Raw genomic sequence first — 13,851 nt, 5'->3', positions numbered from 1 at the left:
TCGACGTGCGGTGGGAGGCGGCATGGCCGGCAACAAGGCGGAGAAACTGCCGCGCAAGACGTACGAGAAGGAACTTCTGCGTCTGCAGACGGAGTTGGTGCAGCTTCAGGAATGGGTGCGTGCCGAGGGCGCCCGTCTCGTCGTCATCTTCGAGGGGCGGGACGCGGCGGGCAAGGGCGGCACCATCAAACGGGTCACCGAGCACCTCAACCCGCGCGTGGCGCGCATCGCGGCCCTGCCCAAGCCGACCGAGCGGGAGCGCACCCAGTGGTATTTCCAGCGGTATGTGGAGCATCTTCCGGCCGCCGGGGAGATCGTGCTGTTCGACCGCAGCTGGTACAACCGGGCCGGCGTCGAGCATGTGATGGGCTTCTGCACCAAGGCGGAGTACCAGCTCTTCCTGCGCCAATGCCCCATCTTCGAACGGATGCTCGTGGAGGACGGGATCCTGCTGCGCAAGTACTGGTTCTCGGTCAGCGACGCCGAGCAGCAGGACCGCTTCCGGCGCCGTCTGGAGGACCCGCTGCGACGCTGGAAGCTGTCGCCGATGGACCTGGAGTCGATCACCCGCTGGGAGGGGTACTCCCGGGCCAAGGACGAGATGCTGGTGCACACCGACATCGCCGAGGCGCCCTGGTACGTCGTCGAGAGCGACGACAAGCGCCGCGCCCGGGTGAACATGATCGCCCATCTGCTGGGCTCGGTGCCGTACCAGGACGTGCCGCCGCCGGTGCTGGAGCTGCCGGTGCGGCCGCCGTCGGCCGGTTACGAGCGCCCGCCGCGCGATCTGCAGAGCTACGTCCCGGATCACGCGGCGGGCCTGTAAGCCGCTCACGCCGGTTGCGGCACTACGGCGACCGGGCAGGCGGAGTGGTGCAGGGCCGTGTGTGCGACCCGGCCGAGCTGGAGCCCGAAGTGCCCCTCGCGCCGCCTGGCCCCGACGACCAGCAGGTCGGCGTGGTGCGAGGCGTCCACCAGTACCTGGCGGGCGTGGCCCTCGACGGCACGCCGGACGAGTTGCAGGTCCGGCGGGAGGTCGTGCAGGGCCTCGTCGAGGGCCTTCTCGGCCTGCTCCTCGTGCAGCCGGGCGGGGGCGTCGGCCAGCAGAGGGTGGTCGGTGCTCTCGTGCGCGGGGCACCGCCAGGCCCGTACGGCCTCCAGGGGGACCCCGCGGCGCCGGGCCTCGGCGGCGGCGAAGCCCACCGCGGCGGCGTCCTCGCCGATGCCCACGACGACCCGGCCGTGGACCGGCGGTGTCGCCTGGTTGTCATGGCTGCCGCGCAGCACGATCACGGGGCAGTCGGCCTGGGCGGCCACGGTCAGGCTGACCGAGCCGAGCAGCAGCTCGGCGATGCCGCTGCGGCCCCGGGTGCCCACGACCAGCGCGGAGGCCTGGCGTCCGGCGTGCACGAGGGCGTACTCGGGTTCCTCGAAGACGACCTCGGTGGACACCTGGAGGCGGGGCTGGCGGGTGCGGGCGCGCTGGGCGGCGGCGCCGACGATCTCCTGCGGGGACGGCTCCCCGGTGCGCCTGCCGAGGTCCCGGGCCAGGGAGACGCCCTCGTAGCGCTGCCACAGGCACGCGTACACCAGCCGGAGGGGGACGCCGCGCAGTACGGCCTCGTCGGCGGCCCAGTCCACGGCGCGCAGGCTGGGTTCGGAGCCGTCGACGCCGACGACGAGGGGCCGCTCCACGGCGCTCATCGCCCCGCTCCGAGGTCGAAGACGATGCGGGCCGGGACCTGGCCGTGCAGGACGTCGGCGATGGACTCGTTGACGGAGTCCAGCGGACGGGTCTCGCAGATGACCTTGGTGCGGCCGGCCGCGTGCAGCTGGAAGACCTCGGCGAGGTCCTGCCGGGTGCCGACGATCGAGCCGATGACCGAGGTGCCGTTGAGGACGGTGTCGAAGATCGGGACCTGGATCGAGCCCTGGGCGGGCAGCGCCACCATGACCAGCTTTCCGCCGCGCCGCAGACCGGAGTTGACGGCGGCGAAGGCGTCCTCGTTCACCGCGAGGGCGATGGCCGCGTGGGCGCCGCCGTACCGCTTGAGGACCTCGCCGACGTCGTGCTTGCGGGCGTCGATGGTGAGGTCGGCGCCGAGTTCGGCGGCCAGTTCCAGCTTCTCGTCGGTGACGTCGATGGCCGCGACGGTCGCCCCGGCGATCTTCGCGTACTGCACGGCCAGATGGCCGAGCCCGCCGACACCGGAGATCGCCACGAGCTGCGTGGGCCGGACGCCCGCGACCTTCAGGGCCTTGTACGTGGTGACGCCGGCGCAGGTCAGCGGGGCGGCGTCGACGGCGCTGACGCCCTGCGGGACCGGCTGGGCGAAGTCGGCCCAGGCGAGCATCTTCTCGGCGTAGCCGCCGTCGCAGCCGTAGCCGGTGTTGATCTGCTGCTCGCACAGCGTCTCCCAGCCGGACAGGCAGTGCTCGCAGCGGCCGCAGGCCTTGCCGAGCCAGGGCACGGCGACCCGCTGGCCCACGCTCAGATGGGTGACGCCGTCGCCGAGCTTCTCGACGAGGCCGACGCCCTCGTGACCGGGCACGAACGGCGGGTTCGGCTTGACGGGCCAGTCGCCGTGGGCGGCATGGATGTCGGTGTGGCACAGTCCGGACGCCTCGACGCGGACCCGGATCTGTCCGGGACCCGGCTCGGGGTCGGGGCGCTCCTCGATGACGAGGGGCGCGCCGAAGGCTCGGACGACCGCTGCCTTCATGAGGTCAACTCCTTGGAGGGGGATGTCAGTTGTGGGCGACGACCGCGACGGGGGCCGTGGCGTGGTGCAGTACGGCGTGGGTGACCGGGCCGATGTGCGCGCCGAACGCGCTGCGGCGGATGCGGCGTCCGACGACGACCAGGGAGGCCTCGCGGGCCGCGTCGACCAGCCGGATGCCGGGGCTGCCGGACGGGGACTCCTCGGTGACCTCGACGTCCGGGTGCTTCTGCCGCCAGGGGCGCAGCGCCTCGGCCAGGGCGGCGGCCTGCTGGCGGGCGATCTCGTCGTGCAGCTGGGCGTCGGCGGAGAGGCCGTAGACGTAGTACGGCGGCAGGTTCCAGCCGTGCAGGACGCGCAGGGAGGTGCGGCGCCGGGCGGCCGCCTCGAAGGCGAACTCGATCACCGCGGCGTCGGGGTGGGCGGTGTCCAGGCCGAGCAGGACGGGCCGGTAGGCGGTGGCGGCCGAGGGGATACCGGCCGGGTCCGGCCGGTGCTCGTCGGCGGCCTGTTCGCCGGCGCGGACGAGGACGACGGGCCGTGTGGCGTGCGCGACGACGGCGAGGCCGACGGAGCCGACCATGAACCCGCCGATGCCGCTCAGCCCGCGGGAGCCGAGGACGAGCAGCTCGGCGTCCTCGGCCGCCTTGCCCAGAAGCTCGGCAGGGCTTCCGTGGACTTGCTCGGTGCTCACCTCGACGCCGGGGTGCCGCAGTCTCAGTCCCTCGGCGGCCTCACGCGGGACGCGTTCGCTCCAGTGCTGGTGGGTCTCGGTACCGAGCATCGGGGCCTGGGCCATGGGTTCCGGCACCGGCTCCCAGACGTGGACGATCTTCAGCGGCAGGTCGAGCAGCTTCGCCTCGCGAGCCGCCCATTCGGCTGCGGCCCGGCTCTCGGACGATCCGTCGAGACCTGCGACAACAGTGCGGACCATGGTGGTGCCTCCTGATCGGTGGTTCCGTCTTCAGACTCGACCGGGAAGGGGGTCGGCGAGCAGGGGCCGCAGGTCCCCGGCCGGGACCGACCGGCCCTGCGGCGCGCGGCGGGCCCCGGTCGGGCCCGCCGTGCCTCCCGCGGTCACCGCAGCCAGCGGTTTCGGCTGACGAACGGGAGCCTGGCCCAGGCCTTCCCGAGCCCCCAGACGGCACCGGCGCCGGTCGCCGCAAGGGCGATCAGGACGACTGCGTAGATCAGGTGGTAGTCGACGAACGGGTTGGTCGACATGCTGGGCGAGCCGTCCGACAGGTGCTTGGCCGGCGGCCACTCGGCGATCCACATCAGCGCCATCATGGCGGTGCCGGCGACGGCGGCGAGCCGCAGCCCGATGCCCGCGATGAGCGCGACGCCGATGCCGAGCAGGCCCAGCATGAACAGCCAGTCCGCCCAGGCGTCCCCGGCCCAGTCGTGGAAGGTGGACTCCATGGGGCCGACGGCCACCCGGCTCAGGAAGCCCTCGGTGGGCGAGCCGCCGTCGATCCAGCCGTTGCCGGACTGGGTGGCGTAGCCGAAGCCGAAGGTCTTGTCGAGGAACGCCCACAGGAAGACGAACCCGGTCAGCAGCCGCAGGGACGCCAGCGCGTAGCCGGCCGCGACGGTGGTGACGGCGACGTCCTGCGCGGTGTCGGCGGTGGGGGACGCCGTACGGTTCCTGCGGAGCGAGGGCAGGTGGAACCCGTGGCTCCGGTGAGGGTGTTCGTGCACGGCCATGGTCGTGATCCCTTCAAACGGAAGCGTGGTGCTGACGAGACCCACTCTGGTTTCACGGCAACATCGCCGGTGGATGCCGAAGGTCGGCAGCCGTGGGGCTGAACGGCCCCTTCCGCAGGTCCGGTCGGACCGCACCCGTCATGGCCGGGGTAGGAGAGGCTGAGGGCAACAGGCGAAGGGAACCTCCATGTCCCACGGCTCGGGCGTCCCGGAGGGGTGGCGGCGGCTGGTCCCCGGGCTCGCCGCGTTCGGCGGCTACCGCCGCGCCTGGCTGCGCGGCGACATCCCGGCCGGGATCACGGTGGCGGCGTACCTCGTGCCGCAGGTGATGGCGTACGCGGGCGTGGCCGGGCTGTCCCCGGTGGCCGGGCTGTGGGCGATCCTGCCCGCGCTCGGGCTGTACGCGCTGCTGGGCACCTCCCGGCTGCTGTCGGTCGGCCCCGAGTCGACGACGGCGCTGATGACGGCGACGGTCGTGGCCCCGCTGGCCGGCTCGGACCCGGGCCGCTACGCCGTCCTGGCCGCCACCCTCGCGGTGACCGTCGGTCTGCTGTGCCTGGCGGCCCGGGTGCTCCGGCTGGGGTTCGTCGCCGACCTGCTGTCCCGCCCGGTCCTCATCGGTTATCTGGCGGGCGTGGCGGCGATCATGATCGTGGACCAGCTGCCGAAGCTGACGGGGGTCGACACATCAGGCTCGGGCTTCTTCCCCCAACTGTGGTCGTTCCTGGGGAACCTGGCGGACGCCCACCCGGCGACGACGCTGTTCTCGGCGGCGACGCTCGTGCTGCTGTTCACGGTGGCGCGGCTGCCGCGGGCGGTTCCGGGCCCGCTGCTGGCCGTGGTGCTGGGCACCGGCGCGGTGGCGGCCTTCGACCTCGACGAGCGGCACGGCATCCCGGTCGTCGGCGAGGTCCCGGCGGGACTGCCGGCCTTCGTCGCGCCCGACCTGACCGAGCTGCCGCAACTGGTGCTGCCCGCGCTCGGTGTGCTGCTCGTCGCCTACACGGACTTCATCCTGACCGCGCGGGCCTTCGACGGCCGCGACGAGGGCCGGCGGCTCGACGCCGACCAGGAGTTCCTCGCCCTGGGCGCGGCCAACCTGGGCGCCGGCTGCCTGCAGGGCTTCCCGGTGAGCAGCAGCGCCAGCCGCACCGCGCTCGCCTCCTCGGCGGGCGCCCGCGGCCAGGGGTACTCGCTGGTGGCGGGCGCGACGGTGCTCGCCGTGCTGCTGTTCCTCAGCCCGCTGCTGACGCGGATGCCGTGGGCGGTGCTGGGCTCGCTCGTCGTGTACGCGGCCGTCCGCATGATCGACCTGACCGGCTTCGCCCGGCTGGCGTCCTTCCGGCGCCGCGAACTCCTGCTCTCCCTGGGCTGTCTGGCCGGTGTGCTCGCCCTGGACCTGCTGTACGGGGTGCTGGTGGCGGTGGGTCTGTCGGTGGCGGAGCTGCTCAGCCGGGTGGCCCGTCCGCACGACGCCGTCGAAGGTCTGGTCCCCGGCGTGGCCGGTATGCACGACGTGGACGACTACCCGCAGGCGCGCACCATTCCGGGGCTGCTCGTCTACCGGTACGACTCGCCGCTGTTCTTCGCCAACGCGCAGGACTTCCGCCGTCGGGCGCTGGCCGCCGTCGACGAACAGAGCGGCCCGGTGCGCTGGTTCGTGCTGAACACCGAGGCGAACGTGGAGGTGGACATCACCGCCCTGGACGCGGTCGACGACGTGCGCCGTGAGCTGACCGGGCGGGGAATCGTCTTCGCCCTGGCCCGGGTGAAGCAGGATCTGCTGGCCGACCTGGAGGCGTACGGGCTGGCGGACTCGGTGGGCCGGGAGCTGATCTTCCCGACGCTGCCGACGGCCGTGGCCGCGTACCGGGCGTGGTGCCGCGGGCGGTGACGGTCCTCAGGAGGGCGGCAGGTCGGGGCGGATCAGGGTGCCCGAGCGGCCGTGGACGATCTCGTGGGCCGCGTCCAGGGCACCGATCGCAGCCAGGCCTCCGGTGTGTTCGACGAAGCGGGCGGCGGCCTCGGCCTTGGGGCCCATGGAGTCCTGCGCGTAGTGCGCCGCGCGCAGTTCGGTGGGCGTGGCGTCCAGGACGGGGCTCTGGTGCGGGGTGCCGTGGTCGGCGTAGACGTTGGGCACGTCGGTGAGGATCAGCAGGAAGTCGGCCTTCACGTCCTCGGCGAGGCGGGCGGCGGCGAGGTCCTTGTCCACGACGGCGTCCACGCCGCGCAGCGCCCCGGTGACCGGGTCGGCCACGACGGGGATGCCTCCCCCGCCGCCGCACACGACCAGCGTGCCCAGGTCGAGCAGTGCGTGGACGGTGTCGGCCTCCAGGATCAGCTCGGGGTCGGGCGCGGGCAGCCGTCCCCGGCCGGCGGGCCGGGTGAACGCCGGGTCGTCGGGACGTACTTGGCTGTGGGTGAGCAGCGAGACGACCCTGCGTCCGGGCAGCACGTCCCGCAGGGCGCGTACCAGCTGGGTGCCGATCACGCCCTGTGCCTGGGCGCAGCACAGGTCGGGCGGGGACGGCATGGCGGCCCGGGGGCCGTTGCCGTGGGTGATCACGAGGTCGTGGTCGTGGGCGAGGGCCGCGAGGGCGGTGGCCACCCTCAGGGCGGTCCCCCGGCGCGGCAGGGCGTTGCCGCCCAGACAGACGACGATGCGCATGGTCTTCCCGCCCTTCCTGCGGCATGGCGCTCCGGTTCCATGGAAGCGCGGTGCCGCCCTGCCGCACCGTGTGCCGAAGGGCCGTGCGACAGGGCCGGGTGGCCCATGGTTCGGGCCCGCGCCCGCGCACACGCTGGTGGTGGTAGCTCCGTACGCCTGAGTGGAGGCCCGCCATGAACGCTCCCGTCACCACGAGCATGCCGAGGGCGCTGCCCGCCGAGTACCGGCAGCGGCTGATGGGGGTCGCCCGTGAGGTGTCGTTCTCCACCGGGACGCGGCTGTTCGAGGAGGGTGGCCGCGCCGACCGCTTCTGGATCATCCGTACCGGCACGGTCGATCTCGACATGCGCGTGCCCGGCCGCCAGGCCGCCGTCATCGAGTCTCTCGGCCACAACGAACTGGTCGGCTGGTCCTGGCTGTTCACGCCGCACGTGTGGCATCTGGGCGCGGAGGCCGTGTCGCCGCTGCGGGCCTACGAGTTCGATGCCGAACGCGTGCGGGCGATGTGCGAGGAGGACCCCGAGTTCGGCCGCAGCCTCGCGCGCTGGGTGGGCGAGGTCGTGGCCCACCGGCTCCAGGCGGCCCGTACCCGGCTGCTGGACCTGTACGCGCCCTACGGCAGCGGAACCGGGCGTTGACCGAAGCCGAGCGAGGAGTCACCGTGCACGGAACCCCGCACGTCGTGAGCGACGTGATGACCCGCGACGTCGCGGTCGTCGGCCGCGACGCCGCCTTCAAGGACGTCGTACGCACCCTCCAGGAGCGCAAGGTCAGCGCCCTGCCCGTGGTGGACGGCGGCCGCCGGGTCCTCGGCATCGTCTCCGAGGCCGATCTGCTGCCCAAGGAGGAGTTCCGCGACAGCGACCCGGATCGGTACACCCAGCTGCGCCGCCTGTCCGACCTGGCGAAGGCCGGTTCGGTGACCGCCGGCGAGCTGATGACCTCCCCCGCCGTCACCGTCCGGGCGGACGCCACGCTCGCCCAGGCCGCCAGGATCATGGCCCGCAGCCGGGTCAAGCGGCTGCCGGTCGTCGGTGACACGGGCCGGCTGGAGGGTGTGGTGAGCCGCGCCGACCTGCTGAAGGTGTTCCTGCGGGAGGACGAGGAGATCGCCGAGGAGGTCCGCCGGGAGGTCGTGGCCTACCTCTTCCCGGCTCCGGAATCCGCCGTCCGCGTCTCGGTCAGCGACGGCGTCGTCCTCCTGAGCGGGCGGGTGCGCGACACCTCCCTGGTACCGGTGGCGGCACGGCTGGCCCGGGCGGTCGAGGGAGTCGTGGACGTGCGCTTCGAACTGGACGCACAGCAGACATCTGACCACTAGGGGCCGGTCGGCCCTGGTACCTTCGGCCCCGTCGGGTGACGATCGTCTGTGGACGGCCCGCAGTCCGTCCGCCATCCGGGGACGAAGGGGTCGACATGACCGAGGCACGCACTTTCACCGCGCAGGATCCGATCCGCGTCTTCCTGCTGGACGATCACGAGGTGGTCCGGCGCGGCCTGTCCGACCTGCTGGACGCCGAGGCGGACATCTCCGTGGTCGGCGATGCCGAGAACGTGGAGCACGCCCTCGTCCGCGCCCCCGCCGTCCGGCCCCACGTGGCCGTCCTCGACGTGCGCCTGCCCGACGGGGACGGCATCTCCGTCTGCCGTGAGCTGCGCAGCCGGATGCCGGAGCTGGCCGTACTGATGCTGACATCGTTCGACGACGAGGACGCCCTGCTGGACGCGATCATGGCCGGGGCGTCCGGCTATGTCCTGAAGCAGATCCGCGGCTCCGACCTGGTCTCCGCGGTCCGCACGGTCGCCTCCGGCCAGTCGATGCTGGACCCCGCCACAACCGCCCGCCTGATGAGGTCCCTGCGCGCGGAGCCCGCCGAGGCACCCACCGAGGCCCCCGAACTGGCCGGCCTGTCCCCCCGCGAGCGCGAGATCCTCGGCCTGATCGGCGACGGCCTGACCAACCGGGAGATCGGCAAGCGCCTGTATCTGTCCGAGAAGACGGTCAAGAACCACATCTCCCGCCTGCTGTCCAAGCTCGGCGTGCAGCGCCGGGTACAGGCGGCGGTCCTGGCGACCCATCTGGAGCAGCCGGAGCAGCAGCCCGGCGCCGACCGCCGGTGACCGGTCGCCTCACCTGAGGCCCCGTACCGCCCGCACCGCCAGATCCACCACGAGTACCAGTGAGGCCGTGCCCAGGCACAGTGCCCATTGGGTTGCGTCGAGTGGGACCGTGCCGAAGACGCTGCGTGCCCAGGGCAGGTGGACCGCGATGATCTGGACGGCCAGAACGCCGGCGAGGCACAGCCAGAGGGTGCGGTTGCGCAGTTGGTGGCGGCCCAGCAGGGGGCCGTCGTCGGCGCGGGCGCACAAGGAGTTGAAGAGCTGGAAGAGCACGAAGGTGGTGAAGGCCATGGTCAGTGCGGTGTCCTCGTCGACCCGTTCGCGGGCCAGGGCCAGCAGGCCGACGGTGCCCAGGGCCATGACCGCGCCGGCCCTGGTGATGGCCAGCAGGCGGCGGGCGTCCAGGATGCGCTCCTGGGGGTCGCGCGGGGGGTGGCGCATGACGTCGTCGCGGGCGGGGTCGACGGCGAGGGCCATGGCGGGCGGCCCGTCCATGATGATGTTGATCCAGAGGAGTTGGGCCGCGGTCAGGGGCGCGGGCAGGCCGGCCAGGGAGGCGCACAGCAGGGTCAGGATCGCGCCGACGTTGGTGGCCAGCTGGAAGCGTACGAACTTGACGATGTTGTCGTAGATGGCGCGTCCCTCGCGGACGGCCCGCACGATGGTGGAGAAGTCGTCGTCGGTGAGCACGGCGTCGGCGGCCTCCTTGGCCACGTCCGTGCCGGTGCGTCCCATCGCCACGCCGATGTGGGCGGCCCGCAGCGCCGCCGCGTCGTTCACGCCGTCGCCGGTCATGGCGACGATGTGGCCGCGGCCGGTCAGCGCCCGCACGATGGTGACCTTGTGGTCCGGGGCGACCCGGGCGAACACGCCGATGTCGTCGATACGGGCGGCCAGTTGCTCCTCGCTCATCGCCTCCAGTTCGGCGCCCGTGACCACCTCCCCGCCGATCTCCAGCTCGCGCGCGATGGCGGCGGCGGTGGCGGCATGGTCCCCGGTGATCATCTTCACGGCGATGCCGGCGGACCGGCACAGCGCCATCGCCTCCCGCGCCTGCGGACGCGGCGGATCGGCGATCCCGGCGACCGACACCAGCGTGAGACCGGGCAGCTCGGACGGGTCCGGCGGTCCGTCGAGTACGGCGGTGGCGGCGCCCAGGACCCGCAGTCCCGCCCCGCCCAGCCGCGCGGTCACGGCGAGGACCTCGGCCCGGCGCCCGGCGTCGAGCTCCCGCACACCCTCGTCGGTGAGCACGTCGGCGCACCGGTCCAGCAGGACGTCGACCGCGCCCTTGACGTGGACGCGGGTGCGGCCGTCGGGCCCGGTGTGGAAGGTGGCCATGTACTTCGTGGCGGCGTCGAAGGGCAGTTCGGCGGCGCGCGGCAGCTCGGTGCGCAGTCCGTCGGCGTCCATGCCGGTCTTCGCGGCCAGGACGACCAGGGCCGCCTCCGTCGGGTCGCCGACGAAGCCGTCGTCGGTCAGGTGCGCGTCGTTGCAGAGGGCGAACGGCAGGACGGCCTCCCGCAGTTCGTCGGCGCGGTCGGTGCCCATGCCGTCGCGGACGGCGCCCTGGGTGTCGTAGCCCTCGCCCGTGACGTCGTAGAGGCGGCCGGCTGTCCACAGGGAGCGGACGGTCATCTCGTTGAGGGTCAGGGTGCCGGTCTTGTCGCTGCACACGACGGTGGCGGAGCCAAGTGACTCGACGGAGGCCAGGCGTTTGACGATGGCGCCGCGGCGGGCCATGCGGTGGACGCCGAGCGCGAGGGTGAGGGCCAGCACGGCGGGCAGGCCCTCGGGGATGGCGGCGACCGCCAGGGCCACGGCGCGCAGCGCGATGTCCCCGAGGGACTCACCGCGGACGAGGGCGAGAAGCGCGTACACGGCGACGGCGACGCCGCTGAGCAGGGCCAGCCGGCGGCCGAGGCTGTCCAGCTGGACCTGGAGGGGGCTGGCCGGTTCCGCGCCGGTGCGCAACGCCTCGGCGATCGCGCCGAGTTCGGTGCGCATACCGGTGGCCGTGACGATCATCTCGGCGCGGCCACGGGTCAGGGCGGTGTTCATGAACAGCATGCCGGTGCGCTCGGCGAGGGGCACCGGGCCGGTCGGTTCGGTGCTCTTGGCGACGGGCTGGGACTCACCGGTCAGGGCGGCCTCGGCGACCTCCACCGACTCCGCGACGGTGAGGCGTCCGTCGGCGGGCACCCGGTCGCCGGCCTCCAGCAGCACCACGTCCCCCGGCACCAGGGCCGTCGCCTCGATCTCGCGTTCCGCGCCGTCGCGGCGGACCCGGGCGGTGGGGACGAGCATCCGGCGCAGCGCCTCCAGGCTGCGCTCGGCGCGCCGCTCCTGGAGGTAGCCGAGCACGGCGTTGATCTGCAGGACGACCGTGATCACCAGGGCGTCCTTGATGTCGCCGATGGCTCCGGCGACCACGGCGGCGATCAGCAGGATGCCGATCAGCCAGTTGCGGAACTGGTCAAGGAACTTTAGCCACTCCGGGCGGCGGGCGGGTTCGGCCAGCCGGTTGGGTCCGTGCCGAGCCGCGCGTTCGGCGGTCTCGCGGGTGCTCAGCCCGGTCGCCGGGTCCACGCCGAGGCGGGCCGCCACCTGCCCGGAGGTGAGCTGGTGGACGTCCTCCTCCGCGACCTGGGTGGTCGCCAGTCCGTCCATGGTCACTCGCCTCCGGCGCGTACGACGGCGACCGGGCAGTGCGCGTGGTGCAGCACGGCCTGGCTGACGGAACCGAGCAGCAGCCCGGTGAAGCCGCCCCGGCCGCGGGCCCCGACCACGACGAGCCCGGCGTCGGCGGTCGCCTCGATGAGCGTGTGCCGGATCCGGCCGCGCACCAGCCGGCGGCGCACCTCGACGTCCGGGTACTTCTCCCGCAGTCCGCCGAGCGCCTCGGCGAGCACCCGTTCCTCCTCGTCGCGCAGCCGGTCCTCGTCGTAGGTGACGAAGGGCGGGTCGCCGGGTGCCTCGTAGACCCGTTCGGTGCGGGTGTTCCAGGCGTGCAGCGCGACCAGGTCGATGCCGTGCAGCGAGGCCTGCGCGAAGGCGAACTCGACGGCCGGCTCGGCCTGCGGCGATCCGTCCACGGCGAGCAGCACGGGTCCTGCCGGTTCGGGCCTGCCGCGCACGACCAGGACGGGGCAGCCGGCGTGAGCGGCCAGGTGGGCCGCGGTGGAGCCGAGCAGCAGGCTGCCGAAGCGGCTCAGGCCCCGGCTGCCGACGACAACCAGGGACGCGGTCCGCGCCTCCAGCTCCAGCACCATCACCGGCTCGCCGACGACGACCTCGCGGGCGATCTCCACCTGGGGTGCGGCCGTGTGCGCCCGCCGTTCGGCCTCGGCGAGCGTGCCGTCGATCAGCTCGCGGACACCGGCGCGGGCCGGACTCCAGGGCGGCACCCCGGGCGGCACGTGGACGGATGGCCACCCGAAGGCGTGCACCAGCCGCAGCCCCACGCCGCGCAGGGCGGCCTCCCGCGCCGCCACCTCCACGGCGGTCAGGCTCGACTCGGAGCCGTCCACGCCCACCACAACAGGACCGTTCATCGCCGGTCTCCCTTCTGCGGGCTCTGTCGGGCATACGGGTATCCGACGAGCCGGGGTTCCAGCCTCTCCCCGTCCGGCCGGTCCCGCACAGGGCCGTCCGGGCCCGCGGAGCGCCCCGTCCGGCCCTCGCCCCGGGGGTGGCCGGTGCCGAGCCTGGAAGAGGGGGAGCACTCGCGCGGCACTCGGCCGCGCCGACACCGGAGGTGTGTCATGACCGGACCCGTCGTCGTCGGACTCGACGGTTCACCCGCGAGCGTGACCGCCGCATGGTGGGCCGCACGCGAGGCCGTGGACCGGCATCTGCCCGTCCTTCTGCTGCACTCCTGGACCACACAGCCGCTCGACGTGCCGATCGCCCAGGAGGCGCACAACAAGCAGCGCTACGGGCAGGAGATCCTGACCCGTACCTCGGCCGAGCTGCTGCACCGGCACGCCGACCTCGACCTGACCACCGAACTGGTCTCGGCGCCCGCCACGCAGGCGCTGCTGGACCGTGCCGACAACGCCTCGATGCTGGTCCTGGGCTCGCGCGGACACGGCTCGGTGGCGAGCTTCCTGCTCGGCTCCATCAGCCTGCACGTACTGGGCCTGGCCCCGTGCCCTGCCGTCGCCGTACGGGCCCATGACCCGGCCGTCGCAGCCGGCTGGGAGCATCCCGCGGCGGCGGGGAAGGACGAGATCGTCGTCGGGGTGCACCGGCCCGGCCCGGCCGCCGATCCGCTGCTGGAGTTCGCCTTCACCACGGCCGCGGCGCACGGACACCGGGTGCGGGCGGTGACGGCGCTGCCCCTGTCCACGCTCGTCACCCGGCAGGACGAGGACTTCGAGCAGGAGGCCCGGGTCCGGCTGGCCGAGATCCTCGCGCCGTGGCGGGAGAAGTTCCCGGACGTGCCTGTCATCAAGCACGCCGCCACCGGTCCCGCCGCGCAGGTGCTGCTGACCGCCTCCGCGAACGCCTGCCTGACCGTCGTGGGACGCAGGCGCCAGCCGTCGCACCTGACCTGGAAGCTCGGCCCGGTGGCCCACGCCGCCCTGCACCACGTGCCATGCCCGGTGGCCGTCGTCCCGAACGGTTGAGCCT

Annotated in this window: 13 protein-coding genes; 6 read left to right on the top strand and 7 right to left on the bottom strand. The window is 73.3% G+C overall.

Annotation, left to right across the window (positions count from 1 at the left end; all coding sequences use genetic code 11):
- Positions 1–22: 22 nt before the first annotated feature.
- Positions 23–826 (top strand): polyphosphate kinase 2, encoded by an 804-nt coding sequence (ppk2, locus tag AB0Q90_RS13545; RefSeq protein ID WP_363161985.1) that lies wholly within the window; start codon positions 23–25, stop codon positions 824–826.
- 5 nt (positions 827–831) lie between these two features.
- On the opposite strand, the gene AB0Q90_RS13540 is transcribed toward ppk2, so the two are convergent.
- The 4 genes from AB0Q90_RS13540 to AB0Q90_RS13525 all read right to left on the bottom strand — a co-directional run bounded on the left by AB0Q90_RS13540 (position 832) and on the right by AB0Q90_RS13525 (position 4,427).
- Positions 832–1,704 carry a universal stress protein gene (locus AB0Q90_RS13540; protein WP_363161984.1) on the bottom strand — a complete coding sequence of 291 codons (873 nt, stop codon included), beginning with the start codon at positions 1,702–1,704 and terminating at the stop codon, positions 832–834.
- Positions 1,701–2,723, bottom strand: coding sequence for a zinc-dependent alcohol dehydrogenase (locus AB0Q90_RS13535; protein ID WP_363161983.1), 1,023 nt, complete (start codon positions 2,721–2,723; stop codon positions 1,701–1,703). Before AB0Q90_RS13535 ends, AB0Q90_RS13540 begins: the two co-directional genes overlap by 4 nt.
- 25 nt (positions 2,724–2,748) lie before the next feature.
- Positions 2,749–3,654, bottom strand: coding sequence for a universal stress protein (locus AB0Q90_RS13530; RefSeq protein ID WP_363161982.1), 906 nt, complete (start codon positions 3,652–3,654; stop codon positions 2,749–2,751).
- A gap of 143 nt (positions 3,655–3,797) precedes the next feature.
- Positions 3,798–4,427, bottom strand: a complete 630-nt coding sequence (locus tag AB0Q90_RS13525; protein WP_363161981.1) for a DoxX family protein — start codon at positions 4,425–4,427, stop codon at positions 3,798–3,800.
- A 187-nt stretch (positions 4,428–4,614) separates the two neighbouring features.
- Here AB0Q90_RS13525 and AB0Q90_RS13520 point away from each other — a divergent pair, with 187 nt between their 5' ends.
- Complete coding sequence (locus tag AB0Q90_RS13520) at positions 4,615–6,321, top strand: SulP family inorganic anion transporter (protein WP_363161980.1); 1,707 nt, start codon at positions 4,615–4,617, stop codon at positions 6,319–6,321.
- A gap of 6 nt (positions 6,322–6,327) precedes the next feature.
- On the opposite strand, the gene AB0Q90_RS13515 is transcribed toward AB0Q90_RS13520, so the two are convergent.
- Positions 6,328–7,095 carry a carbamate kinase gene (locus AB0Q90_RS13515; RefSeq protein WP_363161979.1) on the bottom strand — a complete coding sequence of 256 codons (768 nt, stop codon included), beginning with the start codon at positions 7,093–7,095 and terminating at the stop codon, positions 6,328–6,330.
- A gap of 173 nt (positions 7,096–7,268) precedes the next feature.
- Here AB0Q90_RS13515 and AB0Q90_RS13510 point away from each other — a divergent pair, with 173 nt between their 5' ends.
- The 3 genes from AB0Q90_RS13510 (at position 7,269) to AB0Q90_RS13500 (ending at position 9,216) form a co-directional block, all read left to right on the top strand.
- Entirely contained in the window at positions 7,269–7,733 is a 465-nt protein-coding gene (locus AB0Q90_RS13510; protein WP_363161978.1) for a cyclic nucleotide-binding domain-containing protein, read from the top strand.
- Between the two features lie 23 nt (positions 7,734–7,756).
- Positions 7,757–8,416 carry a CBS domain-containing protein gene (locus tag AB0Q90_RS13505; protein ID WP_363161977.1) on the top strand — a complete coding sequence of 220 codons (660 nt, stop codon included), beginning with the start codon at positions 7,757–7,759 and terminating at the stop codon, positions 8,414–8,416.
- Between the two features lie 95 nt (positions 8,417–8,511).
- Complete coding sequence (locus AB0Q90_RS13500; RefSeq protein WP_363161976.1) at positions 8,512–9,216, top strand: response regulator transcription factor; 705 nt, start codon at positions 8,512–8,514, stop codon at positions 9,214–9,216.
- A 9-nt stretch (positions 9,217–9,225) separates the two neighbouring features.
- Here the strand turns inward: AB0Q90_RS13500 and AB0Q90_RS13495 are convergent, their stop codons facing one another.
- Both AB0Q90_RS13495 and AB0Q90_RS13490 read right to left on the bottom strand, forming a co-directional pair.
- On the bottom strand, positions 9,226–11,886 hold the full coding sequence (locus AB0Q90_RS13495) for an HAD-IC family P-type ATPase (RefSeq protein ID WP_363161975.1): 2,661 nt from the start codon (positions 11,884–11,886) through the stop codon (positions 9,226–9,228).
- Between the two features lie 2 nt (positions 11,887–11,888).
- A complete protein-coding gene (locus AB0Q90_RS13490) occupies positions 11,889–12,770 on the bottom strand; it encodes a universal stress protein (RefSeq protein WP_363161974.1) in 882 nt (293 codons plus the stop codon).
- Between the two features lie 210 nt (positions 12,771–12,980).
- On the opposite strand from AB0Q90_RS13490, the gene AB0Q90_RS13485 reads away from it, so the two are divergent.
- Positions 12,981–13,847 (top strand): universal stress protein, encoded by an 867-nt coding sequence (locus tag AB0Q90_RS13485; protein WP_363161973.1) that lies wholly within the window; start codon positions 12,981–12,983, stop codon positions 13,845–13,847.
- The last annotated feature ends 4 nt before the right edge of the window (positions 13,848–13,851 follow it).

This window comes from Streptomyces sp. NPDC079141, from assembly GCF_040686775.1.
Taxonomy (GTDB): domain Bacteria; phylum Actinomycetota; class Actinomycetes; order Streptomycetales; family Streptomycetaceae; genus Streptomyces.
This window is presented reverse-complemented; position numbering and strand designations above follow the sequence as displayed.